22 protein-coding genes are annotated in these 25,674 nt (G+C 71.6%); 8 read left to right on the plus strand and 14 right to left on the minus strand.

All coding sequences use genetic code 11. The features are described 5' to 3' along the window. Window positions 1-214: 214 nt before the first annotated feature. The gene (locus ACZ45T_RS19615; RefSeq protein ID WP_468442891.1) at window positions 215-784 is read left to right on the plus strand and encodes a hypothetical protein; all 570 of its coding nucleotides are present in this window, start codon (window positions 215-217) and stop codon (window positions 782-784) included. A gap of 69 nt (window positions 785-853) precedes the next feature. Continuing rightward, complete coding sequence (locus tag ACZ45T_RS19620) at window positions 854-1,735, plus strand: 2'-5' RNA ligase family protein (RefSeq protein WP_468442893.1); 882 nt, start codon at window positions 854-856, stop codon at window positions 1,733-1,735. 30 nt (window positions 1,736-1,765) lie between these two features. Here the strand turns inward: ACZ45T_RS19620 and ACZ45T_RS19625 are convergent, their stop codons facing one another. The 5 genes from ACZ45T_RS19625 to ACZ45T_RS19645 all read right to left on the minus strand — a co-directional run bounded on the left by ACZ45T_RS19625 (window position 1,766) and on the right by ACZ45T_RS19645 (window position 9,374). Further along, complete coding sequence (locus ACZ45T_RS19625) at window positions 1,766-4,657, minus strand: NHLP bacteriocin export ABC transporter permease/ATPase subunit (RefSeq protein ID WP_468443092.1); 2,892 nt, start codon at window positions 4,655-4,657, stop codon at window positions 1,766-1,768. Between the two features lie 49 nt (window positions 4,658-4,706). Then, window positions 4,707-6,980, minus strand: a complete 2,274-nt coding sequence (locus ACZ45T_RS19630; RefSeq protein ID WP_468442895.1) for an NHLP family bacteriocin export ABC transporter peptidase/permease/ATPase subunit — start codon at window positions 6,978-6,980, stop codon at window positions 4,707-4,709. After that, window positions 6,977-7,783 carry a biotin/lipoyl-containing protein gene (locus ACZ45T_RS19635; protein WP_468442897.1) on the minus strand — a complete coding sequence of 269 codons (807 nt, stop codon included), beginning with the start codon at window positions 7,781-7,783 and terminating at the stop codon, window positions 6,977-6,979. The genes ACZ45T_RS19630 and ACZ45T_RS19635 overlap by 4 nt, the downstream gene beginning before the upstream one ends. A 108-nt stretch (window positions 7,784-7,891) precedes the next feature. Next, window positions 7,892-8,143 (minus strand): hypothetical protein, encoded by a 252-nt coding sequence (locus tag ACZ45T_RS19640; RefSeq protein WP_468442899.1) that lies wholly within the window; start codon window positions 8,141-8,143, stop codon window positions 7,892-7,894. Between the two features lie 412 nt (window positions 8,144-8,555). Then, a complete protein-coding gene (locus ACZ45T_RS19645) occupies window positions 8,556-9,374 on the minus strand; it encodes an alpha/beta fold hydrolase (RefSeq protein ID WP_468442901.1) in 819 nt (272 codons plus the stop codon). Window positions 9,375-9,467: 93 nt separating this feature from the next. On the opposite strand from ACZ45T_RS19645, the gene ACZ45T_RS19650 reads away from it, so the two are divergent. Beyond that, window positions 9,468-11,489, plus strand: coding sequence for a transcriptional regulator (locus ACZ45T_RS19650; protein WP_468442902.1), 2,022 nt, complete (start codon window positions 9,468-9,470; stop codon window positions 11,487-11,489). Window positions 11,490-11,509: 20 nt separating this feature from the next. Here ACZ45T_RS19650 and ACZ45T_RS19655 read toward each other — a convergent pair whose 3' ends face one another. From ACZ45T_RS19655 to ACZ45T_RS19675, 5 genes are all read right to left on the minus strand, one after another. After that, window positions 11,510-12,337, minus strand: a complete 828-nt coding sequence (locus ACZ45T_RS19655; protein WP_468442904.1) for a class I SAM-dependent methyltransferase — start codon at window positions 12,335-12,337, stop codon at window positions 11,510-11,512. Window positions 12,338-12,353: 16 nt separating this feature from the next. Beyond that, the gene (locus ACZ45T_RS19660; RefSeq protein WP_468442906.1) at window positions 12,354-12,956 is read right to left on the minus strand and encodes a pyridoxamine 5'-phosphate oxidase family protein; all 603 of its coding nucleotides are present in this window, start codon (window positions 12,954-12,956) and stop codon (window positions 12,354-12,356) included. A 35-nt stretch (window positions 12,957-12,991) separates the two neighbouring features. Then, window positions 12,992-14,239: a globin domain-containing protein gene (locus ACZ45T_RS19665; protein WP_468442908.1), complete on the minus strand. Its 1,248-nt coding sequence runs from the start codon at window positions 14,237-14,239 to the stop codon at window positions 12,992-12,994. Between the two features lie 389 nt (window positions 14,240-14,628). Then, window positions 14,629-15,015: a nuclear transport factor 2 family protein gene (locus ACZ45T_RS19670; RefSeq protein ID WP_468442910.1), complete on the minus strand. Its 387-nt coding sequence runs from the start codon at window positions 15,013-15,015 to the stop codon at window positions 14,629-14,631. A gap of 19 nt (window positions 15,016-15,034) precedes the next feature. Next, entirely contained in the window at window positions 15,035-15,163 is a 129-nt protein-coding gene (locus ACZ45T_RS19675; RefSeq protein ID WP_468442912.1) for a hypothetical protein, read from the minus strand. Between the two features lie 129 nt (window positions 15,164-15,292). Between ACZ45T_RS19675 and ACZ45T_RS19680 the strand changes: the two genes are divergently transcribed. Next, entirely contained in the window at window positions 15,293-17,356 is a 2,064-nt protein-coding gene (locus ACZ45T_RS19680; protein ID WP_468442914.1) for a SpoIIE family protein phosphatase, read from the plus strand. A 29-nt stretch (window positions 17,357-17,385) separates the two neighbouring features. On the opposite strand, the gene ACZ45T_RS19685 is transcribed toward ACZ45T_RS19680, so the two are convergent. Then, window positions 17,386-18,696, minus strand: a complete 1,311-nt coding sequence (locus ACZ45T_RS19685; protein ID WP_468442916.1) for a cation:proton antiporter — start codon at window positions 18,694-18,696, stop codon at window positions 17,386-17,388. A gap of 188 nt (window positions 18,697-18,884) precedes the next feature. Here ACZ45T_RS19685 and ACZ45T_RS19690 point away from each other — a divergent pair, with 188 nt between their 5' ends. Next, window positions 18,885-19,640: a crotonase/enoyl-CoA hydratase family protein gene (locus ACZ45T_RS19690; RefSeq protein WP_468443094.1), complete on the plus strand. Its 756-nt coding sequence runs from the start codon at window positions 18,885-18,887 to the stop codon at window positions 19,638-19,640. A gap of 31 nt (window positions 19,641-19,671) precedes the next feature. On the opposite strand, the gene ACZ45T_RS19695 is transcribed toward ACZ45T_RS19690, so the two are convergent. Next, a complete protein-coding gene (locus ACZ45T_RS19695) occupies window positions 19,672-20,469 on the minus strand; it encodes a VOC family protein (RefSeq protein ID WP_468442918.1) in 798 nt (265 codons plus the stop codon). Window positions 20,470-20,777: 308 nt separating this feature from the next. After that, on the minus strand, window positions 20,778-21,458 hold the full coding sequence (locus ACZ45T_RS19700; protein WP_468442920.1) for a helix-turn-helix transcriptional regulator: 681 nt from the start codon (window positions 21,456-21,458) through the stop codon (window positions 20,778-20,780). Window positions 21,459-21,537: 79 nt separating this feature from the next. Between ACZ45T_RS19700 and ACZ45T_RS19705 the strand changes: the two genes are divergently transcribed. Beyond that, entirely contained in the window at window positions 21,538-21,960 is a 423-nt protein-coding gene (locus ACZ45T_RS19705) for a hypothetical protein (protein ID WP_468442922.1), read from the plus strand. Window positions 21,961-22,121: 161 nt separating this feature from the next. Here the strand turns inward: ACZ45T_RS19705 and ACZ45T_RS19710 are convergent, their stop codons facing one another. Next, entirely contained in the window at window positions 22,122-23,402 is a 1,281-nt protein-coding gene (locus ACZ45T_RS19710; RefSeq protein WP_468442924.1) for a nucleotide sugar dehydrogenase, read from the minus strand. 136 nt (window positions 23,403-23,538) lie between these two features. Between ACZ45T_RS19710 and ACZ45T_RS19715 the strand changes: the two genes are divergently transcribed. Then, window positions 23,539-24,528, plus strand: a complete 990-nt coding sequence (locus ACZ45T_RS19715; protein ID WP_468442926.1) for an NAD-dependent epimerase/dehydratase family protein — start codon at window positions 23,539-23,541, stop codon at window positions 24,526-24,528. Between the two features lie 23 nt (window positions 24,529-24,551). Continuing rightward, window positions 24,552-25,655: an MraY family glycosyltransferase gene (locus tag ACZ45T_RS19720; protein ID WP_468442928.1), complete on the plus strand. Its 1,104-nt coding sequence runs from the start codon at window positions 24,552-24,554 to the stop codon at window positions 25,653-25,655. Window positions 25,656-25,674 lie beyond the last annotated feature (19 nt).

Here is a 25,674-nt window from a genome sequence, read left to right on the forward strand (position 1 = left end):
GTTCCCTGCCTCGGCCGCCCGCGAAACGACCGGCGTCCCGTTGGAGTGGTGCTGCTCCCCGTGGATACGGGCCCGTCGCTCCCGCCGGCCCGGAGGGGCGCGTCGATCGGCGGTCAGCCGATCAGCGGTCAGCCGTCCGGTCCGGCGGTGTGGCGAGCCCGGAATTCCGGGGGCATGCTGCTCGTCCAGCCAGCTCGCCCCAAGGAGTCCGCGCATGCTCCGAAGCTTCGCCCTGGCGCTCACGACAGCCGCCTCGCTCGCCCTGCCGCCCCTCGCCGCTCCCGGCGCCTTTTCCGGCGCCGCCGACACGGACCCCGGCAGAGCCGCCGCCGACCGTGCCGTCACCTACCGGGCGACCGGTGGCTTCCACCTGCACTCCAACGCGGTGAGCGCGGGCTACGTGCCGGACAAGTACTGCGTCGCCAACCGCGCGGGACCGGGCGCGCTCGGCTATCCGCACTTCAATCACGCCTACGACAACTCCGTCGACCCGGCCACACCCGCCGCGCTGTTCTACGAGGACGACCGGCACGGCGGCAAACGCCTCGTCGGGGTCCAGTGGGTCGTTTACGACCGGGACCAGAACCCGGCGACGGACGACGACCGCCCCACGATGTTCGGCATCCCCTTCAAGGGCCCGCAGCGCGGCAACTTCCCCGGCCAGCCGGTCCACTACGCCCTGCACCTGTGGCTGTGGAAGAACAACCCCCTGGGGGCGTTCGAGACCTACAACCCGAGGGTGACCTGCCTTCCCGGTACCACCCGTCCCGCGCCGCGCGTGTAGTTGGAGGCGCAGAGCCGGGGCCCCGGTGTCCCGGACGTCCTGGAGGTCGGGAGCACGCCGCGGACCGCCGTGGCGTGGATTCCCCCGGCCGAGCTGTGGCCGGCCATCCAGGGCATCCGCGAGGAGCACGATCCGCAGATCCGGCGGTGGCCACCCCATGTGAACCTGCTCTTCGGCTTCGTCCCGGAGTCCGATTTCGAAGCCGCCGCTCCGCTGCTCGCGGCCGCGGCGGCCGAGCGGGCGCCGTTCGGCGTCAGGCTCAGCGGGGTGCGCAGTTTCCGGCACCGCGCCTACGCGACCGTGTGGCTCGATCCCGCCTCGGCCGACACGGCCCCCTGGGCCGGGCTGCAGCGCGCGCTGGTGGAGCGCTTCCCCCTCTGCCGAGGCCGCTCCGCCCGCTTCACGCCGCACCTTTCCCTCGGGCGGACCAGGGACCCGCACCGACTGGCCGCGGAGTGCGCCGTACGGCTGGGCAGCATGCGGGCGCAGGTCGACCACCTCGTCGTGCTGTCGCGTCGCGGCGAGGAGCCGATGCGCCCCCGCGCCACGATCGCCCTCGGGACGGGCGAGGTGCGCTGGCAGCCCGACTCCGATGCCCCGGGCGCCACGACCGGACCGCCGGGCACACCGCCCTCGCACCGGCAGCAGGCCGCGTGGGCCGTACTGACCGTGCGTGCGGCGCCGGGCGAAGACCTCGGAGCGCGCCTGGACCGGGTACGCGAGCGGCTTCCCGCGCTGCTCACCCTCTTGGAGGAGGCGGGCACGCCCGACGCGTGCGCATGGCCCCGCCCCTTCGACACCGAACCGGGCCGGGCGCGCCTGGCGATCGGCCTCGGGCGTACGCCGCCGGACGCGGCCCGGATCGCCGACATCGCCGCCGACTGGGTCGCCCCGCTGCCCGGTGCGGAGATCGAGTGGGTGGAGGGCGGCGCCGTTCCCACGCTCCGCTGACCCGCGGGACGGAGGCCGGGCAGCCACCGGTCACCGCAGCTGGCGGCGGACCAGCTCGTGGAACAGGCCGGTCGTGTCGGCGAGCAGTTCGGCGGGCGGGCCCTGTTGGACGATCCGCCCGTCCGCCATGGCGATCACACGGTCGGCGTCCATGATCGTGGACAGGCGGTGGGCGATCACGATGCGGGTCGCGCGCAGCGCGCGCGTGGACTCGATGACCACGCGCTGGGCTTCGTTGTCCAGCGCGCTGGTGGCCTCGTCGAAGAACAGGATGCGGGGGCGGCGGATGAGGGCCTGGGCGATCATCAGCCGCTGGCGCTGGCCGCCCGAGATGGTGCCCCCGCCGTCGGACAGCATGGTGTGCATGCCCATGGGCATGGCCTTGATGTCCTCGGCGAGGCCGGCCATCGCGGCGGCTTCCCAGGCCTCCTCCGGCGAGTACGCCTCGGCGCCGCGGATGCAGTCGAGGATCGAACCGGTGAAGGGCTGGGCGTTCTGCAGGACGACGCCGCACTGGCGGCGCACGGCCGACTGGTCGAGCGCCGCCAGGTCCTGGCCGTCGTACAGCACGTTGCCCGCGGACGGCTTGTCGAAGCCGATGAGCAGTCGCAGCAGGGTCGACTTGCCGCAGCCGCTGGCCCCGACGATCGCGACGAACTCCCCCTGCCGCACCCGGAAGTCGACGCCGTCGAGCACCAGCGGGCCACCCTCGGTGTAGCGGTAGGACAGCTGCCGGGCCTCGACGGATCCGCTCAGCACACCCGGTGGGACAGCGGCGCCGGACACCTCGGGCGCCGCATGCAGGATCGGTTCGACCTCCTCGAACACGGGCAGGACGGCGGCCGCCGACAAGAGCGCGCCGGTCACCTGGGTGACCGAGGACAGCAGCAGCGTCACGGCGGTGCTGAAGGTGAGGAACTCACCCGCGGACATGCTGCCGCGGGCCGGTCCGGCCAGCAGCATGAACATCACCAGGGTGCACAGCGGCAGCCAGACCGCGTTGAGCACCGTGATGACGTTCTGGATCCGGCCCGCGCGCTGCTGGAGCTCGCGCGTACGGGCGAACTCCCGCGCCCAGGCCGCGTAGGCGAAGCTCTCGGCCGCGGCGACGCGCAGCTTGGGCAGCCCGCGCAGGGTCTGGAAGGCCTGGTTGTCGAGACGGTTGTTGATCTTGACCAGCCGGCGCTGGTAGCGCAGCTGCCACAGCCCCAGCCCCAGGAAGGCCGCCGCGATGACCAGCAGCATCGCGACCGCCGCCAGCGCCAGCGGCACGCTGTAGAAGAGCAGCAGCGCGAGGTTCATCGTGCCGACCGTGCCCGCCTGCACGCAGACCGCACCGATACCGGACAGCATGCGGCGGATGGAACTGATTCCCATGGCCGCACCGGCCAGTTCGCCCGTCGAGCGGCCCGCGAAGAACGTCGTCGGCAGCCTCAGCAGCCGATCCCACACCGCGGGCTGAAGCGTGGCCTCGATACGGCCCTCCATGCGCAGGATGGAGGTGTTCTGCACCAGCATGAAGGCGGCCGAGACCACGCTGGTCGCGATGAGCGCGACCGCGGTCTGCACGATCAGCCCGGTCTCGGCCTCCGGCACGTACTGTCCGAGCACTTTGCCGGTGGCCACCGGCACCAGAGCGCCCAGGACCACCGCGACCAGCCCGCCCAGGACGAGGCCGCGCACCTCCTGGCGGGTGCCCCGCACGCTGAAGCGCAGCAGCGCCAGGAGGCCCGGCTTCCCCAAGGGCAACGGCCGGTAGAACATGACGGCACGCGGCTCGAAGGCGGCCGCACCGGACTCCCCGGACGTGGTGATCCGCTCGCGCCTGCCGGTGTCGGGGTCGACCGCCACGTAGCCGCCGCGCCTCCAGAGCAGCGCGACCGGCGCCCCGTCCTTCGCGCGCCTGCCCACCAGCGGACCGCTGTTCTCCCGCCACCAGCGCCCGCCGAGTCCGACGACGCGGGTGCGGATGCCCGAGGCGAGCGCGATGCGTTCGACCGGGTCCGTCCGCTCGGAGCCGCCGCCCGCCTCGGCCGGTGCGGACAGCGTGATGTGCGCCTCGGCGGCGACCAGACGGCACACGGCCAGGGCCGCGTCGACGCTCGCGCCACGGCGGCCCGCTCTGCCGGAGCGGCCGGAGCGGCCGATGGAGGCCAGCAGCGTACGGTCCGCCTCGGTACGGGCGGCCCGGCCGGCCTCGATGCCGGCGGCCGTACGGTCCTCGTGGGCGCGCTCGCGCTGCTCGATCCAGCGGTCCAGGGCGTACAGCAGCCGGTACTGCTGCTCGACCATGCCCTGCCACAGCGCAGGGTCGACGAGCAGGCTGCCGGCCGCCTCCGCCTCGTAGGTGGCGCCGTACCGCACGCTGCCCGGCGTGATCCGCATCCACACGATGTCGTCGTCGGCCCCGCCGTGGGCGGCGCCGGCCGGGCCGTCGAGCGGGGCCTCGTACAGCACCCGCAGGCCGCGGCCGATGCCGCGCGCGAAGGCGGCCTCCAGGGGGCTCAGATACCCGTCGGTGGCGCCGTACCCGCCCTGGTCGGCGTGCCACTGCCCTTCGTGCCACTGCCCCTCGTACCACTGGCCTTCGTGCCACTGTCCCTCGTGCCACTGGTACGGCGGCTCCCGCAGCTCGATGCGGCGCAGCAGGCACTCCCGCGAGGGCCGGGCGACCACGGTGTGCTCGGGACCCTCGGCGGGGCCCAGCAGCAGGGCGCCCGCCTCCAGCCGGCCCAGGAAATGCCAGTGCCCCAGCTGCGCGGCGTCGACGGCGAACAGGTCCAACTCGCCCTGCACGACGAGCCACAGTACGGACGGACCCTCCAGGTTCAGGCTCCGCAGGCCCGTGCAGTCCACCGGCGAGCCCAGTGCGCCCAGGGCCGCGACGACCGGGTCCGCGACGACCGGGTCCGCGGACGTCACCCCGGAGCCGACTCCCGTGCCCGCTCCCGGGCTTGCCGCAGTGCTCACCTCAGTGCTCCTTGACCAGTTCGGCGTACGGGCCCCGCGCGGCCACCAGGTACTCGTGCCGCCCGCGTTCCACGACCGTGCCCCGGTCGAGCACGAGGATCTCGTCGCTGTCGCGCACGGTGCTGAGCCGGTGGGCGATGACCACGCAGGCGCAGCCGCGGCGCCGCAGGTTGTCGATGACGACCCGTTCGGTCACCGCGTCCAGGGCGCTGGTCACTTCGTCGAGCACCATGACGCTGGGGCGCCGTACCAGCGCCCGCGCGATCTCCAGGCGCTGGCGCTGGCCGCCGGAGAAGTTCCTTCCGTCCTGCTCGACGCGACTGTGGATGCCGCCGGGGCGCCGGGAGACCACGTCGAGGACGGCGGCGTCCTCCAGCGCGGCGACGACGGCCTCGTCCGGGACGGAGGGGTCCCACAGCGCCACGTTGTCGCGGACGGTGCCCTCGAAGAGGAAGACGTCCTGGTCGACGAAGGAGACGGAGGCGGCCAGTGCTGCGCGCGGGATGTCCTCCAGCCGCATTCCGTCGATGCGGATGGCCCCCTCCCAGGGGGTGTACAGGCCGGCTATCAGCCGGGAGACGGTGGACTTGCCACTGCCCGAGCCGCCGACCAGCGCGACCTGCTGCCCGGGGCCGACCGACAGCGAGAAGTCCTTGAGCAGCGGGGCGTCCAGCGGGCTGTAGCCGAAGGTGACCCGGTCCAGCTCCACGTGGCCCGTGAGGCGGCGGGTGCCGGCGGCGGGCTCGCGCCGGGTGTGGACGGGGTCGGCCGGGAAGTTCTCGACGTCCTTGAGCCGGGCGACGTCGGCCGCGAAGTCCTGGATCCGTCCGGCCACGCCGTTCAGCCGGGTGATCGGCGCGGTGAAGCTGGTCACCAGGGCCTGGAAGGCGACGAGCAGACCGACGGAGAGGTGCCCCTCGACCGCCCGCAGGCCGCCGATCATCAGGATCAGCGCGCTGTTGAGCGCGGCCAGGGTGGGCGCGACGATCGCAAGCCACGCGCTGGGCACGCCGAGCCGCTGCTGCACGTCGAGCGTGACCGCGTGCTGTCCGGCCCAGCGGCGGAAGAAGCCGTTCTCGCCGCCGGTGGCCTTCATCGTCTCGATGAGCTGGAGGCCGCTGTACGAGGTGTTCGTCAGCCGGGCGCTCTCGGCGCGCAGCTTCCGGGTGCCGGTGGCCCGCACGTGGACCGCGATCCGCATGGCCACCACGTTGAGCAGCGCGATCAGCACTCCGACGACGGTGAGCTGCGGATCGTAGGTCCACAGGAGCACGGCGTAGAGCACGACCACGACGGCGTCCACGCCCGCCGCGGACAGGTCGCGGGCGAGGGTTTCGGCGACCGAGTCGTTGGACCGCAGCCGCTGGACCAGATCGGCCGGGTTGCGCTGGGCGTAGAAGCTGACGGGGAGTCTGAGCAGGTGCCGCAGGAAGCGGGCGCTGCCCAGCGTGGAGGAGATGACGCGCCCGCGCAGCAGATTGGCCTGCTGCACCGCGGTGAGCGTCGCCGTGAGCGCCAGGGCGGTCGCCATCGCCGCGAAGAGCACGCCGAGGAGGGACGACTGTCCTGCGATGAGGAACATGTCGATGTACGTACGGCTCAGCGCGGGCACGGTCACGCCGACGGCCACCAGCAGGAGGCTGGAGATCACGGCGGCGGCCATGGTGCCCGAAGTGCCGCGCAGGCGGGCCGGTACGGAGCCGAGGACGCCCGGCTTGCGGCCGCTGCGGCGGAAGCCCGCGCCCGGCTCGAAGGTGAGCACGATGCCGGTGAAACCGGAGTCGAACTCCTCCATGGGGACGAACCGGCGCCCCTTGCCCGGGTCGTTGACGTACACGCCCCTGCGGCCGAAGCGGCGGCCCATGCCGTCGTAGACGACGTAGTGGTTGAACTCCCAGAACAGGATGGCCGGGGCGCTCACCTCGGCGAGCGCGGCCAGGTCCATCTGCATGCCCTTGGCCTGGAGCCCGTAACCGCGGGCCGCCTTGAGGAGGTTGCTCGCCCGGGAGCCGTCGCGGGAGACGCCGCAGGCGATGCGCAGCTCTTCCAGGGGGACGAAGCGGGCGTAGTGGCCGAGCACCATGGCCAGGGCCGCGGCGCCGCACTCCACCGCCTCCATCTGGAGCACGGTGGGGGTGCGTACGGTACGGGGCCTCCTGCCCTTGGGCGCGGGGGCGCGGCGTCGGCTTCCGGCGGGCGGGAGCCTGCGCGACGGTGGCTTGGGCCGGGCCCGGGGGCGGTCCTGGGCACGGGCGGTTTCCTGGGGCACGGTCATGGGAGCAGCCAGTCGACGGGGCGTTGTGCGGAGAGGCGGACGGCGCCGGTGACCGGCGTACGGGAGTCGATGGCGTACGGGGGCCCGTCCGCGGAGGACCAGGAGTAGCCGGACCGGGTGGCCGCGGAGCGCTCCAACGTCACGAGCACCGCGACCGGGTTGCCCGGCCGGGAGAACTGCGCGGCGAGTCCGTCGTCGCCGAGGAAGCTGCCGATCTGCGCCTGCGTCTGGGGCGCACGGCCCACCGCCTGGACGCGGCCGCGCAGCACACCGAACCGGTTCCGGGGGGCGGACTCGACGCTGAGGTCGACCTGGGCGCCGACCCGGATCGTCGACGCGCTGCCGCCCGGCACGTACAGCACGGCCACCAGCGGGTCGTCCGGGTTCGTCGCGCGTTCCACGGTCGCCACGTTCGCGCCGGTCGTGATGACCGAACCCATCCTGGCGAAGAGCGTGGTCACCCGGCCGCCGGCCACCGCGCGCACAGGCCGGTCGCCCTGGTCCGTGCGGACGGTGAGGAGGGGTGCGCCGGGGGACACCGGCCGGCCCTCCTCGACGAGGACGCCGGTCACCTGCCCGGCAACCGGACTCTGCAGCAGGTAACTGCCTTCGGCACGGGTGAGGATGCCGGGCGCACTCAGCTTGGCGGACACGGTGCCCGTGAGGCCCCAGAAACTCGCGGCGGCCATGACGGCGACCGTGACGGCCAGAACGAGACGCCCCTGCGGGCGTGCGAAGCGTACGGGCACATCGAGTTCTTCGGGGGATTGCAGCTTGGAAAGAGCCTTTTTGCGGAACTCCACGGACTATTCCTTCAACTGCAATCGTTTCGCTTGCATGCGTTTCGTTCGGGCGCGGTGCCCACGAACCCCTGAGCCGGGAAAGCCCAGGGGTTCATGGGGAAATGCCGCTTAGAGACCGGCGATACCGGTGACCGCGCCGGTGTTGACCGAAACGCCGGTGATGCCCGAGGCCAGGCCGGGGACCGAGCCGACGAGGCCCTGCGCCGCCTGGACGGTGTGCAGGGAGCCGACGATGCCCAGGACGCCGGCGACGTCGCTGGTCGCGGCGCCGGCGAGGCCGCCGGAGATGCTCACGAGGCCGCCGGAGACGGCGTCCAGCTCGGTGTCGGCGATCTCGCGGGTCTCAAGGTTGTCACGCATGATGCGCACCCTTCATTCGTTGGGGGGATGTGGGGGGAATCCAGTTCCTGCGGCGGTCCAACGGCCCTGAGCTCGAGGGTCGTTCTCTCGACTGCCGCAGCGGGCAAGATGAAAGCACGCGAACGGGTCACCCGGCCAATTCGATTGACGCTCCCTCACGGGTGGACGTGTACCCGGGGCAACGGGTGTGCAGCTACTTTCACCAAATGGTGACAACCTCTCCGCGAGATCGAGTAACAGATACGGACGCCCCGTCATGCGCGGGGAGCATAACGGGACAGAACTCCAACAGCCGGACGGGGCGGGCCCTGCGGACCGGTGAACCGTGAAGGAGGGCGGGCCGGGTCACGCGCACGATGTGGAGATTTTCGACAGGTGCGACGGGGCGGCCCGCAGTCCTCGTGCGGCGCGGTCAGGATGTGATCGGGTGACGGGCCAGGAACCGGGCCATGGCCTCGGCGACCGGCCGGGGCCGTTCGATCTGGAGCAGGTGGCCGACGCCGTCGATGACGCATTCCTCCACGTCGGGCACGTTCGAGCGCAGGAAGGAGGCGACGTCGACCCACAGCGGTCGGGTGTCGCTTCCCAGCACCGACAGCACCGGCTGGCGGATCGCCGCGGCTTCGTCGGGGCCGAAATTCCACTCGCCCAGGGCGGGGAGCTCGACGCCGAAGAGCGTGTCGGCGTCCTTGACCGTCTGCGCGACGGTGCCCGGCAGGCGCTCGTCGAGCAGTGCTCGGCAACGCTCCGCGTCCATGCCGCAGACGGCGGACAGGAACAGCCCGAGGGCGCGCTCGGCGTCCCCTTCGCCGTAGGCCTCGAACGCCGGCGTCACCTGCGCGAGGAACGCCCCGCCCGCCGGCACCGACAGCAGGGAGAGCTCCAGCAGGGAGACGGTGACGACGCGGTCGGGCTGATCCTGGGCCATCTGGGCGGCGACCGCCGCGCCGGTCGAGTGCCCGGCCACGTGGACGCGGTCGATGCCGAGCCGGTCGAGCAGCGCGACGGCGTCGGCGACGTGGTCGGCGACGGAGACCGGCCCGAAGGTGTGGGTGCTGCCGCTCCAGCCCCGCTTGTGATAGCGGATGAGCCGGTAACGCTCGGTGAGCGCCGGTTCGGCGAGGAGCGGGACGAACCCGTCGGAGAGGACGGGGTTGATGAGCAGAACCGGCTCCCCGGTGCCGCGGATCTCGTGCTCCAGCCGGATGTCGTTGACCGTGACGGTGTCCATGACGTCCTCCATTGCGGTTGTGGCTCACCATGGAGGCGTAAGCGGGACGGTTACCGCCGTAACCGGCTCGACCCGGGATCGAAGGACATGCCCGTGACCCCTGCCGCCGGCGACGGATCCGCGCTGGAGCGGGCGCGGGACGCCGCTGCCCGCGGGGCGTGGGCGGACGCCCACGCCGCCTATCTCGCGGCCCAGGAGGCAGGCGGCCTCGGCCCGGCGGAGCTCGCCGACCTCGCCGCCGTCGCGTACGCCGCGGGGCACCTCGACGTCGCGATCGAGACCTGGGAGCGGCTCCACGACGAGCTGTCCCGGCTCGGCGAGGACAACGGCGCGGCCGCGGCCGCCGTACGGGTCGCCATGCACCTGCTCTTCGACACCGCGCTCATGGCGCCCGTACGGGGGTGGCTGCGTCGCGCGGAACGCCTCCTCGACCCCGCGACGACGACCCCGGCGCACGCGTGGTTCGCGGCGGTGCGCACCTTCGAGCGACTCCTCAGCGGCGACCTCGACGCGGCCCGGGACTGGGCCGGGCGGGCGATCGAGGCCGGCTCCCACACCGACCCGGCGGCAGCGGCGATCGGGCGCGTGGCCCAGGCCCGGCTGGTGATCCTCGACGGCGACGTCGAACGGGGCCTGGAGCTCCTCGACGAAGCCGGCACGGCGGCGATGGCCGGCGACCTCGACCCGCTGTCGACCGGAGTCGTCTACTGCGAGCTGGTGTGCGCCCTTCAGGGCCTGGCCCAGTACGACCTGGCCGAGCAGTGGACCGAGGCGATGGAGCGGTGGGCGCGCACCAACGCGATCGGCAGCCTCCACGGCCGGTGCCGGGTGCACCGGGCCGAGATCCTGCGCCTGCGGGGCCAGTGCGAGCACGCCGAGCAGCAGGTGCTGCTCGCGTGCGACGAGCTGCGCCCCTACGTGCGGCGCGAGCTGGGCTGGCCGCTGACGGAGCTGGGCCGGATCCGGCTGCGCCGGGGCGACCTGACCGGCGCCGAAGAGGCGCTGCTCGCCGCCCACCGCCTCGGGTGGGACCCCGAGCCCGGGCTCTCGCTCGTACGGCTTGCCGACGGCGACGCCGACACGGCGGCCGCCGCGATCCGCGAGGCCCTGGCCCGGCCGCTGCCGGTGCCGTCGAAGGAGCTGCCGCCCACCTCCGGGCTGCGGCGGGCGCCGCTGCTGGACGCGCAGGTCAGGATCGCCCTTGCCCGCGACGACGTGGAGACGGCGCGGGTCGCGGCCCGGGAGCTCGAAGAGGTCGCCGTCCGCTTCGGGAGCAGCGCGCTCGCGGCGTCGGCCCTGCGTGCCAGGGGTGAGGTCCTGCTGGCGGAGGGTGACGCGGCCGGTGCGTCCGCGCTCTTCGCCGACGGCGTCCGTACCTGGATCGAGGTCGGCGCCCCCTACGAGACGGCCGAGTGCCGGCTCCGGCTCGCGGACGCCCAGCGCGCCCTGGGCAACCTCCAGGCCGAGACCTTCGAGCGGGAGGCGGCGCGCACCGAGATCGAACGGATCCCCCAGGTTCCCGCGGCCGCCGCGTCACGGCCCGTCACGGCCGACCCGGACACGTTCGTCCGGGAAGGCGACTACTGGAAGGTCGTCTTCGACGGCCGGCGCGTCACCACCCGCGACAGCAAGGGCATGCACCACCTCGCCCGGCTCCTCGCCGCGCCGGGCCGGGAGTTCCACGTCCTCGACCTCGTCGCCGCCAACAGCGACGACCCCGATGCGGTCGCCGGGCTCTCCCGCGCCGGCGACGCCGGTCCCCTCCTGGACGACCGCGCCAAGCGGATGTACCGCCGGCGGCTCACCGAGATCGAGGACGACATCGAGGAGGCCCGCGCCGACAACGACATCGCCCGGCTGGAACAGACCGAGCTGGAACGCGCGTTCCTCATCGACGAACTCGCCCGGGCCGTCGGGCTCGGCGGGCGCGACCGGCACGCCGGCGTCGCCTCGGAACGGGCACGGGCCGCTGTCACCCAGGCCGTACGCAAGGCCATCGGCCGCCTCCGCGACGCCTCTCCGGCGCTCGGTGACCACCTCGACCGCACGGTCCGCACGGGGACCTACTGCGCGTACGCCCCGGACCCGCGCGTCCCTTCCGGGTGGTCCACCTGAGCGCGAGCGCGGCACCGGTGTCACAGGTCGCCGCTACCCGGCCCGGCCCGGCGTCGGCCCAGGACCGTCCACGCGCGGGCGGTGAGGGGGATCGACCCGTCGGCGGCAGCCGGGAGCGACGTGCGCAGCAGCTCCCGCAGCCGGGCCCGCCGTTCCGGGGGCAGGGCGGTGGCGTAGCCGGGCGCGGGTCCTTGGCCGCCCAGGAACGGTGTCCAGTAGTCGTCGAAGTCGCGAAAGCGCGTCGGCACGTCGATCGCCGTCACGTGTACGGAGGTCAGGCCCGCCCCGGCGAACAGCGCGCGCAGCGGGCCGGGCCGGCACAGCGGGAAGCGCGTCCCCTCGTCCAGATCGCGGGCCCGGTCGTCGAGCGCGGCGGCGGCATCCCAGAAGCGGCGGATGAGCTGCATGCCCCCGGCGTAGTCCCATACGTAGGCGCCCACGACCGAGCCCGGCCGCGCGGCGCGCACCATCTCGGACACCGCTCGCGCGGGATCGGGTACGAAGTTCAGCGTCAGCCCGCTGACGACGGCGCCGGCCACGGCATCCGGGACCGGCAGGGCCATGGCGTCGCCGACGACGAAATGCGCGCGGGGACCGGACACGAGGCGGCGGGCGTGGTGGACGAACCCCTCCGAGGAGTCCACGCCGACCACCTCACCGGCCCCGCCCGCATCCAGCGCCGCCTGCGAGACCGCACCCGTGCCGCAGCCGATGTCCAGCCAGCGCTCACCCGGGACCGCGCCGAGCCGGCCCGCGAACTCGGCCGCCACCGCCCGGCTCCACCGCCCGATGTACGGTTCGTACGCCGCGCCGACGGCCCACGCGTCGCGACTGCCGTTCTGCGGCATCACAGCACCACTTCCTCTACGTCGTACCGACTCCGGTGAAATAGTTCGAGTCCTTGGGGCGCGTCGCCGCGTCATGGCTGGTGGGACGGGGGGCCGGCTCCAGATGGGGTATGAACTTGGAGCAGTGGATGTAGGCCTCTTCGATGCTCACATGGACCCACATCTCAGGACTGCGCCCCGGCGCGACGTCGGTGGGCAGTGCGGGATGGAGGGAACGCAGGTCCGTGTCGGTGTGGAGCCGGGCCGCGCCGTTGACGTGAAGGCCCACGTGGTGGTGGGTGAAGTCCACGAACAGCATGCCGAGGTGGGGGTTCTCCGTCATGTTGCCGGCGCTGGCGAGCACACCGTTCCCGCGGAATTCGGGGTACGCGAGGGTACGGTCGTCGATCACGTGGACGAACCCCGGCGGCCCCGCCCGGAAACTGGCATCGCATTCTCCGTGGGAGTCGGCGGTGGCCAGGAAGACCATGGCCTGGCGGCCTATGAAGTCCCGCATCTCGGGTGTGAGGCAGGGGCGCACCTGCCGGTCGTAGAACCGGGCGGCGCGCTCGGCGGTGCCCAGTTGCTGCTGCAGCCGGTGTTCACCTGCTGATCCGAAGGGCGGCCGGGGCGAGGTCACGGGTGTTCTCCTGGCGGGACGAGTGAGCGCTTGACTCAGGGACAGGACAGGGCGGGTGTCTCGAACGGGTCGTGATGGATGCGTTCCGGCAAGGTGCCGCCGAGCGTGAGCGTCTCGCTGGCGGAGACGACCATCGGGGCCGGACCGCTGAGATAGACGTCGTGCTGGTACCACGGTCCGTACTCTGCCAGCACCTGCGGCAAAGACCCCCGGATTCCCGGGATGTACTCGTGGGAGACCGCGCCCCTGATGGTCAGCCAGTGGTACCGCTGGGCCATCCGGAGCATGTCGTCCACCCCGTACAGCTCGGCGCCGGTGCGGGCACCGAGGAACAGGTCCACCTGATGGTGCCCGCCGCGACGTGCCACCTCTTCGACCAGCGCGCGGATCGGGGCGAGGCCGGTGCCGCCGGCCACACAGAGCAGGTCCCTGTGGACGGCGGCGTCCAGCACCATGTCTCCCAGCGGGGCGCCCAGTTGGACCACGTCGCCCACCGCGGCCCGGTGCACCAGGGCGTTGCTGACCGAGCCGCCGGCCACGGCCCGCACGTGAAAGGTGAGGGTGCCGTCCTCGCGGGGCGCGTTGGCGGGGGAGTAGTAGCGCCAGTGCTTCGGGCACCACGGGGTCTCGACGCTCACGTACTGTCCGGCGGCGTACCCGTAGGGCAGGTGGGGACGTACGGTGATCTCGGCGATGCCGTGTCCGCGCGAGACGCGGTGCACCACCGTGGCGGGCCATACGGCGGGCCGCACCGCCTCGTCCTCTTCGGCCGCACTGATCATGACCTGGGCGACCACGCCGTACGCCTTGGTCCACGCGGCGGCGATGTCCGCGGTCCACGCGGGGCCCGCGTAGCGGGCGAGCGAGGCCAGGAGGCACTCTCCCACGGCCGGGAAGTGCGCACTGAGCGTGCCGAACTTGCGGTGATCGCGCCCGAGGTGTCCACAGAAGCGAACCAGGCTCTCGGGGTCGTCGACCAGGTCCACGATGCGCAGCAGCGCGCGCAGCAGGCGCCCGCGCTGGGCGTCCATCCCCGGCGGAAACATCGGACGGACCTGGGGGTAGCGGGCGAACAGGATCGCGTAGAAGTAGACCGTCATTTCCGCGGCAAGCGGCTCGACCACCGCGACGGAGGCGCGAATGAGGTCGATCTCGCCGGGCGACAAGGGCGCCTCGGCGACCTCCGGCCGTGGCTCGACGGCATGGACGGCCGGGGTGGGTGCCGGGTCCTGCGCAGACGGGAGCGCGGATGTGGCGTTCGAGCGATTGATCCGGAATCTCAAGGGACCAGCGCTCCTCCATCCGCTATTCGAGATGGCTTCCCTCCGGCGAATCGTCGTCTCGGGACAGCGGTGGTCGGGGCGTCGAATGTGGCGGCCATGAGTCCTCATCGGGGTCGGGAGCACCTAAGCGGATCAAGCGCTTCCGGACGGTACATGACCATGCGGGTACTCAGAAGTAGCAAAGGAAAGGGGTCGCCCGGGCGACCCGCTTGATGAACGCCTCGGAGTACGACTTCGGGTGTGCAGGACCTCACGGGCTCCGCCGGGTACCTGACGCGGGAGAAGGACCCCAACGTCTCAAGCCCGCCTGACAGCCCATGAGTGACCCCGCCATCGGCGCTCTCGCCGATGGCGGGGGTGGGGGAGGGAGTGGGGGAGGGGGAGCGTGGTCAGAACAGGGTGTTGTCGTTCTTGGACGTGGCCGGAACGGCTTGGAGTACGTCCCAGTGCTCGACGACCTTGCCGTTGTCGTCGAAGCGGAAGATGTCGATGCCGGCGTACTCCTCGTCGGGCCACACCTGGCGGCAGTGCAGGATCACGTGGTCGTCGTCGGCGAACGCGCGCTTGAACTCCACCCGCTTGCCGGGGTACTCGGCGGCCATTCGCTCGAAGTATTCGATGAATGCCTGCTTGCCGTCGCCGACGTGCGGGTTGTGCTGGATGTAGGTGTCGCCCGCGTACAGCTCGATGGCCTCTGCCGGGCGGCACTGGTTGAACATCAGGTCGTAGAACGCCAGGGCCGCCGCCTTGTTGCGTTCAAGATTGCTGTCGGTCATCACCACACCCTAGGGGGTTCTAGTGGATCGGGGTCTTCGCGAGGACTGCGCGGAGAACCGGCCAGGAGAGGTCCGAGTACGTCGTGAAGTCCCGCTTGGCGTGCCAACCGGTCGAGGTAGCCGTGGGTACGGAGCGTGCTTGGGTCATGACCGAATGCTCCCGGTGTCCCGGGCGGTCCCGTGGAAGACCTCGAACGAGTGAGACCCGGCGCCCAGCGCAATGCCCGGGGCATCCGCATAATGGGATGGGTAGGACGGCGGGTGGAAGGGGCGTCTCGTGCCATCGGCTCGGCCGGGGGGCGAGAAGGCTCACGGCCCGTTCTGGTCCGAGCCGGGGACGCTGCTGGAGCATGTGCCCGTGGCGGTCTTCGGCCTCGATGACGGCGACCGCGTCTGTTACTGGGGGCCCGGCGCGCGGGACCTCTTCGGATACGACTCCACCGCCGTCCTGTCGAAGCCCGGCGCCGTTCTCTTCGCCGACGAGCCCCAGGACGGTTCCGGTCCGAGCGCCCGGCTGACGGAGCGAGGCCGGACCCAGGGATATTGGAGGGGCCGGCTGACGGCACGGCATCGCGACGGCACCGTCTTCGAATGCGGCTTCCGGGTCTTTTCCGTGACCGGAGCCGGAGGACCTTCGGTGGTGATGGTCCTCGCGAGCCGTAGTGACGAGCTCGACCGGGTCAAGACCAACCTCGCGTTCCTCGACGCGCTCTTCGAGACCTGCCCCATCGGCCTGGTCATGCTCGACCAGGACCTCCGGTACGTCCACCTCAACCAGGCGCTCGCCGACATGGACGGCCTTCCGATCGAGGCGCACCTCGGGCGGCACATGGAGGAAGTCATGATCATGTCCGACGGCGGCGAGTACCAGCGCATGCTCCGAGCCGTCGCCCTGGGGGGAGCGCCGGTCGTGGGGACGCTGGTGGGCATGCGCCCGCGGGGGCATCCGGACCGTGATCAAGTGCGGTCGGTGAGCTTCTTCCCCCTGAGCCAGGCGGTCGGCTCGCGGGCCGGAGTGGGCGGGCTGATGGTGGACGTGACGGACCGCGAACAGGCCATCCTGGAAGCCACCGCCAGCCGTCGACGGCTGGCGCTGCTCGACGGGGCCTCCACCCGCATCGGGACCACCCTGGACGTGAACCTCACGGCCCAGGAACTGGTCGACGCGTCGATGCCCGACTTCTGCGACGGCGCCGTGGTCGAAGTCGTGGAGTGGATGGACGAGGCAGCGGTTTTTGACCCGGAGCGGCCGCTGATCACCCGCAGGATCGCCTCCGGGACGATCCTGCCCCCTCCGGCCATCGAGCTCGTGAGCGGGGTGGAGACGGTGCGGTATCCGCCGGGCTCCGTCATCCACGACATGCTGCGCACCGGTCGGGCCCTCTCCGCCGAGGTGAACGAGGAGTTCCTGGCCCGGACCGTCCTCATCGAGTCGCGTGCACGGCTCCTGGCCGAGAGCGGGGTGGCCTGTGTCCTCGTCGCCCCGCTCATCGCCAGGGACACCGTCCAGGGAATCGCCATGTTCGGCCGGTCCGCCGGCCGGCCGGCCTTCACCCGGGAAGATGTCAGCCTGGCCGGTGAGCTGGCCTCACGCGCTGCGATCTGTCTGGACAACGCCCGTCTCTACAGCCGTGTCCAGGACATCGCCCTCACCCTGCAACGAGCCTTGCTGCCCAGCGCGTTGGCGACCAGCCCGTACGTGGACGTGGCCCATCGCTACCTGCCCGGCAGCCGGATCACCGAGGTCGGCGGCGACTGGTACGACGTGATCAACCTGCCCGACGGCCGGGTCGTACTCGTGGTGGGCGACGTGATGGGGCACGGGGTGTCGGCCGCCGCCGCCATGGGCCGCCTCCGCATCACCGCCAAGGCCCTGGCCAGGCACGACAGCGAGCCCGACGAGCTGCTCGCCGAGCTCGACGCGTGCGCCCAGGAGGCCGGCATCGAGCTGGCGACGTGCCTGTACATCGTCTACGCCCCGGACAGCGGCCGCGCCCGCATCGCCAGCGCCGGCCATCCCCCGCCCCTGGTACTCCGGCCGGACGGCACGGTGGAGAGCATCGACGACGTCCTGGGGGTCCCTCTCGGCGTCGGCGGCTGCCCCTTCCTCACGACCGAGATCGAACTGCCCGAGAACGCGATTCTCGCGCTGTACACCGACGGCCTCATCGAGGCACGCGGCCGGGACATCGAGGCCGGCCTGGAAGCACTGCGCGCCGAACTGGGCAGAGCCGCAGGGACGTTGGAAGAAATGGCGGACCGCATCCTCGCGAGCCTGCTGCCCGACCCGCCGACCGACGACACGGTTCTCATCCTGGCCCGGGTCCGTCGTACCCCGTGAGGAGGCGTCGCGACAGGCCCGGACGGACCTCACGACGAGGAGGCGTGGGCCATCGACGGGGCCGCGGACGGCACGGCGGGCTTCGGCAGCAGGACGTTGAGCAGGGGCGCCGCGATGGCCGTGGTGATCAGGGCCATCAGAACCATCGAGGAGAACAGCTGCACGGTCAGCAGTCCCATGCTCAACCCGACGTTCAGGATGACCAGTTCGGTCAGACCGCGGGTGTTCATCAGCACGCCGAGCGCGGTGGAGTCCCGCCACCCCATTCCGGTCAGGCGGGCGGACAGCGCGACGCCGCCGAGCTTGCCGAGGCAGGCGACGACGATGATCGCCCCGGCCTGCAGGAAGCCGGTCATGGACAACGAGGTCAGGTCCACCGAGAGGCCGGTGACGACGAAGAAGACCGGCATCAGGACCTTGCCCACCGTCTCGATGGGGACACCCGCGGCCCGGTGCAGCAGGCCGTCGGCCCGCCGCGGCATCACCAGACCGAACATGAAGGCACCGAAGATGGCGTGGATGCCGATGTGCGAGGTGACGACCGCCGAGGCGAACGCGCCGCCCGCGACGAGCACCGCCAGGTACGGACCGTGCTCGGGACGCAGCCGGTTGTTCAGCGCGGCGAGCGCCGGCCGGACCAGCCACAGCATCACCACGAGATAGACCACGGACCAGGCCATCACGCCCAGGAACCCGGACGCGCCGGTGGCGTTCGTCATGGCGACGACCACGGCGAGCATGCACCAGGCGAGCACGTCGTCCACGGCGGCGAGGCCCAGGGCGAGCACACCGGTGCGGGTGTTCTGGAGGTTGTGTTCGGCGATGATGCGGGCGAGCACGGGGAAGGCCGTGATCGACATGGCGACGCCGAGGTAGAGCGCGAACTCGGCGAACGGCACGGTGTGGCCCTTCACCACGTCGTGTGATTCGTAGATCATCCAGGCGAGCCCGACGCCCAGGACCATCGGCAGGGCGATCGAGCTGATCCAGATCGCCCCGGTGGAGCCCATGTGGCCCTTGAAGGAGCGGCTGTCGAACTCCCAGCCGATGGTGAACATGAAGAGGAGCAGGCCGACTTGGGCGACCAGGCCCAGGTGCGGGCGGATCTCGGCCGGGAAGAGCTGGGAGGGCAGGTCGCCGGGTAACAGGCCGAGCAGGCTGGGCCCGAGGCAGATCCCGGCGGTGATCTCGCCGACCACCGCAGGCTGCCCGATGCGGCGGAACAGCACGGTGAGGGCGGTCCCGACGACGAAGACCAGGGCAATACCGCCGATGGCGGTGACGGTGATCCATTCGGCGTGGGGCACGGTGTTCTCCTCTTCGGTGAGTCCGCGGCTCACGGTAGCCAGCCCGAGCCGCCGGCGCGGCGGCTCTTTCGGACCTCTGTCCTGGCGCGGCAAAGTGGTCGTTCGCACCTTCCACGCATCCGACAGCACCACTGGACCCATGGAGTTCCGCTGTGGCCACGACCTCTGAGACATCAGGGACGACGCCCGCCGACCCGCCCGCCGACCCGCCTGCCGTCCGGATCGAACGCGATGGCCCCGTCCGTACGGTGATCCTGAGCCGTCCCGGGGTCCGCAATGCGGTCGACGGCCCGACGGCAGCCCAACTCGCGGACGCCTTCCGTACGTTCGAGGAGGATGAGGACGCGTCCGTCGCCGTGCTGTGGGGCGAGGGCGGTACGTTCTGCGCGGGCGCGGACCTCAAGGCCGTCGGCACCGACCGTGGCAACCGGGTGCTGGCCGAGGGCGACGGGCCGATGGGCCCCACGCGGATGCGCCTGACCAAACCGGTGATCGCCGCGGTCAGCGGCCACGCGGTGGCGGGCGGACTCGAACTGGCCCTGTGGTGCGATCTGAGGGTGGCCGAGGAGGACGCGACGTTCGGCGTGTTCTGCCGCCGCTGGGGCGTGCCGCTGATCGACGGCGGTACGGTGCGGCTGCCGCGCCTGATCGGCGAGAGCCGCGCGATGGACCTGATCCTCACCGGCCGCCCCGTGACCGCCGCCGAGGCGTACGAGATCGGCCTCGTCAACCGACTCGTGCCGCCCGGGGAAGCCCGCCGGGCGGCGGAGCGACTCGCCCACGAGATCGCGGGGTTCCCGCAGTTGTGCCTGCGGCACGACCGGCTCTCCGTACGAGAACAGCACGGTCTGGGCGAGCGGGAAGCCCTGGCCGCCGAGTACCGGCACGGCCTCGTTCCGCTCACCGCGGGGGAGACCCAGGCCGGAGCCGACCGGTTTGCGGGCGGCGCCGGCCGCCACGGCTCCTTCACCAGTTGAGACGCACGGCCCCGCCCCGTCAGGACGGGGCTCAGCTCCGGGCCGGGGCCAGTACCACGAAGTCCGCGTTCGACGGGTCGAGGCAGACGGCCAGCCGGCCGACGCCCTCGGCGTCCTGCGGCCCCATCTGCACGCTGCCACCGTTCTCGGTGACCTTGGCGACCGCGGCATCGCAGTCGGCGACGGCGAAGACCGGGTGCCAGTACGGCCGCCCGTTCGCCAGGGCGAGGTTCTCCTCGGGCATCTCCATGAGGCCGCCGTGCATGCGCTCCTCGGGAAGGCCGGCGGGGGTGATGAGGGCGTAGGTGCCCCCGCCGCCCGGCAGCTCCATGTCGCTGAACCGCCAGCCGAAGACACCGCCGTAGAAGTCCTTGGCGGCCGCCGCGTCGCTCGTGTACAGCTCCGTCCAGGACAGCGAGCCCGGCTCGTCCACGAGCTCGGCACCCTTGTTCGTCCCCGGCTGCCACACGGCGAACTGGCCCCCCAGCGGGTCGCTGTACTGCGCCATCCGGCCCCACTCGTCGAGGTCCCTCGTCGCCACCCGCACCGTGCCGCCGGCGCGCTCGACGGCCTGGGTCGTGGCGTCCGCATCGGCGACGCAGAAGTAGATCATCCAGGCCGAGCGTGCTCCCTCCTCGGTGAGCTTGCCGAGCCCGGCGACGACCTTGCCGTCCTTCCGGAACATGCCGCCTTCCATGTCCTGACTCTCACCCATGGACTCGTACTCCCATCCGAGTACGGCGCCGTAGAAGGCCGCGGCGGCACGGACGTCGGGGGCACCGAGGTCGAGCCAGCAGGGGGAGCCGGGGACGAAGTCAGTGGTGATCATGGTCGTTCCCTTTCACGCATCCTGTATGGCCTCAGCTATGGCCTCAGCTATGGCCTCGGCTACGGCCTCAGCGTGGCACCGGACGCCGACAAGCGCCCCTCGACCGTCGAATCCCTCGCCACGCTCGAAAAGGTGCGGGGCCCGAGCTGAGAGGCGCAGGCTGGTGGAATGGCAGCCGCCCGCTGATCGCGCGCTCGACCAACCCTGCAGCAGGCATCCTCACCGCGCTACGCGCCGAAGCCGCGCGCTTCTTCACCCTGGACGAGGACGTCAAGCGCCCTCATGGCAGCGACGACTTCACTCGTACGTCAGGCGGCCGGCTGCAGTCGGACGCAGCATCGTCCGGGGCTGGGTGCCAGGCATGCCTCGAGTCCTGCCTCGTCCAGCCCGCCGAGGACGCCGCGAAGCAGGTGGAGGTTCATGCCGCACACCGTCTGGGTGTGCTCACGGGCCAGTACGTGGAAGGGGCAATTGGCCAGAACGATGGCCTCGCCCTCGCGGCGTGGCTCGAAGCCGTACCGCTCCAGCAGGTCGAAGACGCCCGTCCCGTTCTGCTCGCCCAGTTGCGTGCCGAGTTCCTCGGCCTTGCGGTGCAGCACGGCCCGCACCGGCTCGCCGGTGGCGTCGGATTCTTCCACCGCTTGGGCGAGGAGCCGTCCGGCCAGCTCGTAGCGGCGGTCCGGCAGGCTGACGGCGATCTGCTTCGCCGAGCGGCGGTAGAGCTTGGCCGGCCTGCCCGCGCCCGGTCCGGAGCGCCCGCTGCGGCGCTCGTAGACGACGTCGAGGAGTGATTCGTCGGCCAGCCGGTCCAGGTGGAACGCGGCGGTCTGCCGTGCCAGCCCGAGGGCGGCGGCCGCCTCGTCCCTGCTGACCGGGCCCGGCTGAAGCACCACGTGGTCGTACAGCCTCCTGCGGGTCGGCTCGCCGAGAGCGGCGATGGCGGAGACGTCGGCGTCGCGCACTTCCTTCGGGGTATCCACGCACACCATTGTAAAACCCACAGTCATTGACTAAAGAGCGAATCCGCGCTTCTATTATTAATGAACCTTGTCGATAGAAGGAGGGGTCATGAGAACCTCCGCAAGCACCACCTCCGCCGCCCCACGGCGGGTGTTGTTTTCCGACCCCGGCTACCAGGCGTTCGTGATCCTGCGTACCGGATTCACGGTGGCGCCGATCCTGTTCGGGCTGGACAAGTTCGCCAACCTGCTCGTGGACTGGCCCACCTACCTCGCGCCGTGGATCGACAACGTCGTTCCCGGTAGCGCCCAGGCGGCCATGTACGCGGTGGGTGTGATCGAGATCGTGGCCGGTGTCGCCGTGGCGCTGGCTCCCCGCTTCGGGGGCTGGCTGGTGGCCGGCTGGCTGGCGGGCGTCATCGTCAACCTGCTGACCATCCCGGGCCACTACGACATCGCGCTCCGTGACTTCGGACTGCTCCTCGGGGCCGTCGCGCTTGCACGGCTCGCCCAGCGTTACCACGGCAAGTAGCAGCCGCCGCGAGGAGAGCCGGGGCGGGTGGCGCCTCAGGGTGCCCAGCCGACGAGGGTCACGGCGGTCAGGGCGAGGGCAGAGGCGCCGAAGACGATGGCGTGCCTGGGCCTCCTCGGGGGTGGGGCCGTGGAGGAGGGCGGTGGCGCCGCGCTCGGCGACTACAGGCGGTCGATCCGGTCTCCCCGGCAGCGGTTGCGGGCGTCGAAGACGTACGTCGCATGGCGTTCCACCAGGCCGTAGTCGAGGCAGTCGTGGTCGGTCAGGACAACGACTGCGTCCGTAGTCGCGATCTCCGCCTCGGTCAGCTCGACGCACAGCACCCCGGGCGGCAGCAACTGGGCATCGGCGTACGGCTCCACGGCCCGGACGCGCGCGCCGCGCGCCATCAGCAGCTCGGCGACGGCGGCGGCGGGGGACTCCCGTACATCCCCGGTGTTCTTCTTGTACGCGAGCCCGAGCACCAGCACCCGTGCGCCGGCCAGCGGTCGGCCGAGCCCGGCGAGACCGCCTTCGATGCGCCCCACCACGTACTCGGGCATGTGTTCGTTGATCTCGTGGGCGAGCGAGACGAAGCGCACGTCGTGCTGGAGCTTCTGCCGTACCTGCCAGGAGAGGTACGACGGGTCGACCGGCAGGCAGTGACCGCCCACCCCGGGGCCGGGCGTGAAGGGCATGAAGCCGAACGGCTTGGTGGCGGCCGCGTCCACCGCTTCCCAGATGTCGACGCCGAGGGGGCCGGCGCACATCGCGAGTTCGTTGACGAGCGCGATGTTCACCTGCCGGAAGGTGTTCTCCAGCAGCTTGGTCAGCTCGGCGGTGCGCGGGGAGGAGACCGGCACGGTCCGGGTCACGATCCGGTCGTAGAACTCCGTGACGGCTTCGAGGGAGGCGTCGTCGATGCCGGAGACGACCTTGGGAGTGTTCTCCAGCTGCCAACGGGCGTTGCCCGGGTCGATGCGTTCCGGGCTGTACCCGAGCCGGAATCCGTCGCCGGCCCGCAGCCCGCTGCCCGCCTCCAGGATCGGCAGGAGGATCTCCTCGGTGGTGCCGGGGTACGTCGTCGACTCCAGCACCACGACCGCACCCGGACGCAGGAACGGGGCGACCGACCGCCCCGCGCTTTTGACGCACCGTAGGTCCGGGGCGCCGTCGCGCAGGGGAGTGGGCACGGTGATCACGCAGACGTCGAAGGTGCCCGCGTCGGCGTAGTCGGTGCTGACCTTCAGCCGCCCGGAATCGAGCAGCGGCAGTAGTCGTTCGTCCGGGATGTCCTCGATATACGAGTCGGCGGCCTCCAGCCGCTTGACGCGCTGCTCGTCGGTGTCCAGGCCGGTGACCCGGAAGCCCGCCTCCGCAGCACGCACCGCCAGCGGCAGCCCCACATATCCCAGTCCAACTACCAGAACGTTCCGTCGTGCCGAGGTCTCTGTTGATCCCATCTGATGTTTCTCCGATCTGCGTGCGATGTGAGCCGTGTTGTTCGTTACAGATTGTGACAAAAAGGGCTATTTTGTCAGCGGCATATAACAGATGCCGTTCCGCATCACTCGGATACCGCAACCGAACAGGCGGCGTATGAACCCCTCGACGTACTTGATCACTGGCGGTGCCGGCTTCATCGGCTCACATCTCACCGACGCCCTGCTCGCGCAGGGCCATGCGGTCGTCGTGCTCGACAACCTCGCCACCGGAAGCGAGAAGAACCTGGACGAAGCCCGACGGAATCCACACTTCCGATTCGTCCATGGCTCCGTACTCGACCAGCTGCTCGTGGACGAATGGGTCCGCCGGTGCGACACGGTGATCCATCTGGCCGCCGCCGTCGGCGTCCGGCTGATCGTGGAACGGCCTCTCCAGTCCTTCACCACCAACCTCCGCGGTACCGAGACCGTCATCGAGGCGGCCCACCGGTACCGCCGCAAAGTGCTCGTCGCCTCCACCTCGGAGATCTACGGCAAGAACTCCTCGGGACCACTCGCCGAGGGCTCCGACCGGATCCTCGGCAGCACGAGCGTGGCGCGCTGGTCCTACTCCACCGCCAAGGCCGTCGACGAGATCCTCGCCTTCGCCTACCACCGCGAACTGGGCCTGCCCACCATCGTGGTACGGCTGTTCAACACGGTCGGACCACGGCAGAGCCCCGCGTACGGGATGGTCATGCCCCGGCTGGTGCGCCAGGCCGTCGAGGGGGAACCGCTCACCGTGCACGGCGACGGCACGCAGCGGCGCTGTTTCGCGCACGTCGCGGACGTCGTCGACGCGCTGCTGCGGCTGCTTGCCCACCCGGACGCGGTCGGCAAGGTCTTCAACATCGGTACGAACGAAGAGACCACCATCGCCGGGCTGGCCGCCCGCGTCATCGCACGCAGCGCCAGCAACTCGGACATCCGGCTGGTCCCCTACCACCAGGCGTACGGCGAGGGTTTCGAGGACATGGAGCGCCGGCTGCCCGACACCGCACGCATCCGCACCCTCACCGGCTGGCGGCCGCAGCGCACTCTCGACGACATCCTCGACGCGACCATCGCCGAGGCGCGCGCCGAGCGCGTGCCGGTGCCGGCCTGACCTGGTCTGAGAGGACCTTCACCGTGCCCTACGCGCTCGCGGCCGCAGCGGCGGCCCTGCTGCTCACCGCCGTACTGACCGAACTCCTACGTGCCCTCGCGCTGCGGTGGCGGCACGCCTGTGCCGGTCTCCTGGACCGGCCCGGCGCGCACAAGGCGCACACCCGCCCCACCCCCCATCTGGGCGGGGTCGCGGTGGCCGCGGGAACCCTCGCCGCGGCCACCTCGGGACTGTGGACCGGGCAGGCGCCGCTGGGCCCCGAGGTCGGCACGCTGCTCGCGGCCGCAGCCGCCGTCGCCGTGCTCGGACTGCTCGACGACCTGCGGCCGCTGGGGCCCGGGGCGCGACTCATCGTGGAGACGGGTGCCGCGTGTGCCGTCGCGTACGGCAGCGGACTGGGGCTGCTGACCGGGGCCCTCGCCGTGCTGTGGATCGTCTTCGTCACCAACGCCTTCAACCTGCTGGACAATTCCGACGGAGCAATGGCGACGGTCGCTGCCGTCACCGCACTGGGGCTCGCCATCTGCGCGATCACCGAGGGCCGTACCGGTCTCGCCCTGCTGCTCTGGGTACTGGCCGCCGCCCTCACCGGCTTCCTGCTGCACAACTGGCATCCCGCCCGGATCTTCCTCGGTGACTGCGGCTCGCTGTTCACCGGTTTCGTGCTGTCCTCCGCCGCTGTACTGCTGCACACCGGCGACACCCCGGCCCGCACCATGGGCGCGGTGCTCGCCTTCACCCTTGTCGTCACCGCCGACACCGCGCTCGTCCTCGTCTCCCGGCGCCGGGCCGGCCGCCGGCTGCTGCTCGGCGGCACCGACCACATCGCGCACCGGCTCCAGCGGCTCGGGCTGACGGTGCGGGGAACGGCCGTCGTACTGGGCGTCACCGCGTTCGTCGGGACGGTCATCGGGCTGCTGATCCACCACGCCTGGCTGCCGCCCTCCGTCGTACTGCCGGTGGCGGTCGCCGCGCTTCTGGCCCTCGGCGGACTGCTCAGGGTGCCGGTGTACGGGGCCGGCCGGGTTGCCCGGCCTCGCCGACCGACCGGCCCGCGCCGGGGCCGGGGCCGCCGGACCGTTGGCAGACCCCGTGCTGCCAGGGCGAACGATCCGGCGAGCAAGTGACGGGCAGGGTCGTGCGCCT

It is taken from the genome of Streptomyces sp. NPDC030995 (genome assembly GCF_055571215.1).

Coding starts and splice junctions, on each gene's coding strand:
- ACZ45T_RS19615 (WP_468442891.1), top strand. CDS start 215: ATGCTCCGAAGCTTCGCCCTGGCGCTCACGACAGCCGCCTCGCTCGCC.
- ACZ45T_RS19630 (WP_468442895.1), bottom strand. CDS start 6,980: ATGACCGTGCCCCAGGAAACCGCCCGTGCCCAGGACCGCCCCCGGGCC.
- ACZ45T_RS19640 (WP_468442899.1), bottom strand. CDS start 8,143: ATGCGTGACAACCTTGAGACCCGCGAGATCGCCGACACCGAGCTGGAC.
- ACZ45T_RS19645 (WP_468442901.1), bottom strand. CDS start 9,374: ATGGACACCGTCACGGTCAACGACATCCGGCTGGAGCACGAGATCCGC.
- ACZ45T_RS19655 (WP_468442904.1), bottom strand. CDS start 12,337: ATGCCGCAGAACGGCAGTCGCGACGCGTGGGCCGTCGGCGCGGCGTAC.
- ACZ45T_RS19670 (WP_468442910.1), bottom strand. CDS start 15,015: ATGACCGACAGCAATCTTGAACGCAACAAGGCGGCGGCCCTGGCGTTC.
- ACZ45T_RS19675 (WP_468442912.1), bottom strand. CDS start 15,163: ATGACCCAAGCACGCTCCGTACCCACGGCTACCTCGACCGGTTGGCAC.
- ACZ45T_RS19695 (WP_468442918.1), bottom strand. CDS start 20,469: ATGATCACCACTGACTTCGTCCCCGGCTCCCCCTGCTGGCTCGACCTC.
- ACZ45T_RS19700 (WP_468442920.1), bottom strand. CDS start 21,458: ATGGTGTGCGTGGATACCCCGAAGGAAGTGCGCGACGCCGACGTCTCC.
- ACZ45T_RS19705 (WP_468442922.1), top strand. CDS start 21,538: ATGAGAACCTCCGCAAGCACCACCTCCGCCGCCCCACGGCGGGTGTTG.
- ACZ45T_RS19710 (WP_468442924.1), bottom strand. CDS start 23,402: ATGGGATCAACAGAGACCTCGGCACGACGGAACGTTCTGGTAGTTGGA.
- ACZ45T_RS19715 (WP_468442926.1), top strand. CDS start 23,539: ATGAACCCCTCGACGTACTTGATCACTGGCGGTGCCGGCTTCATCGGC.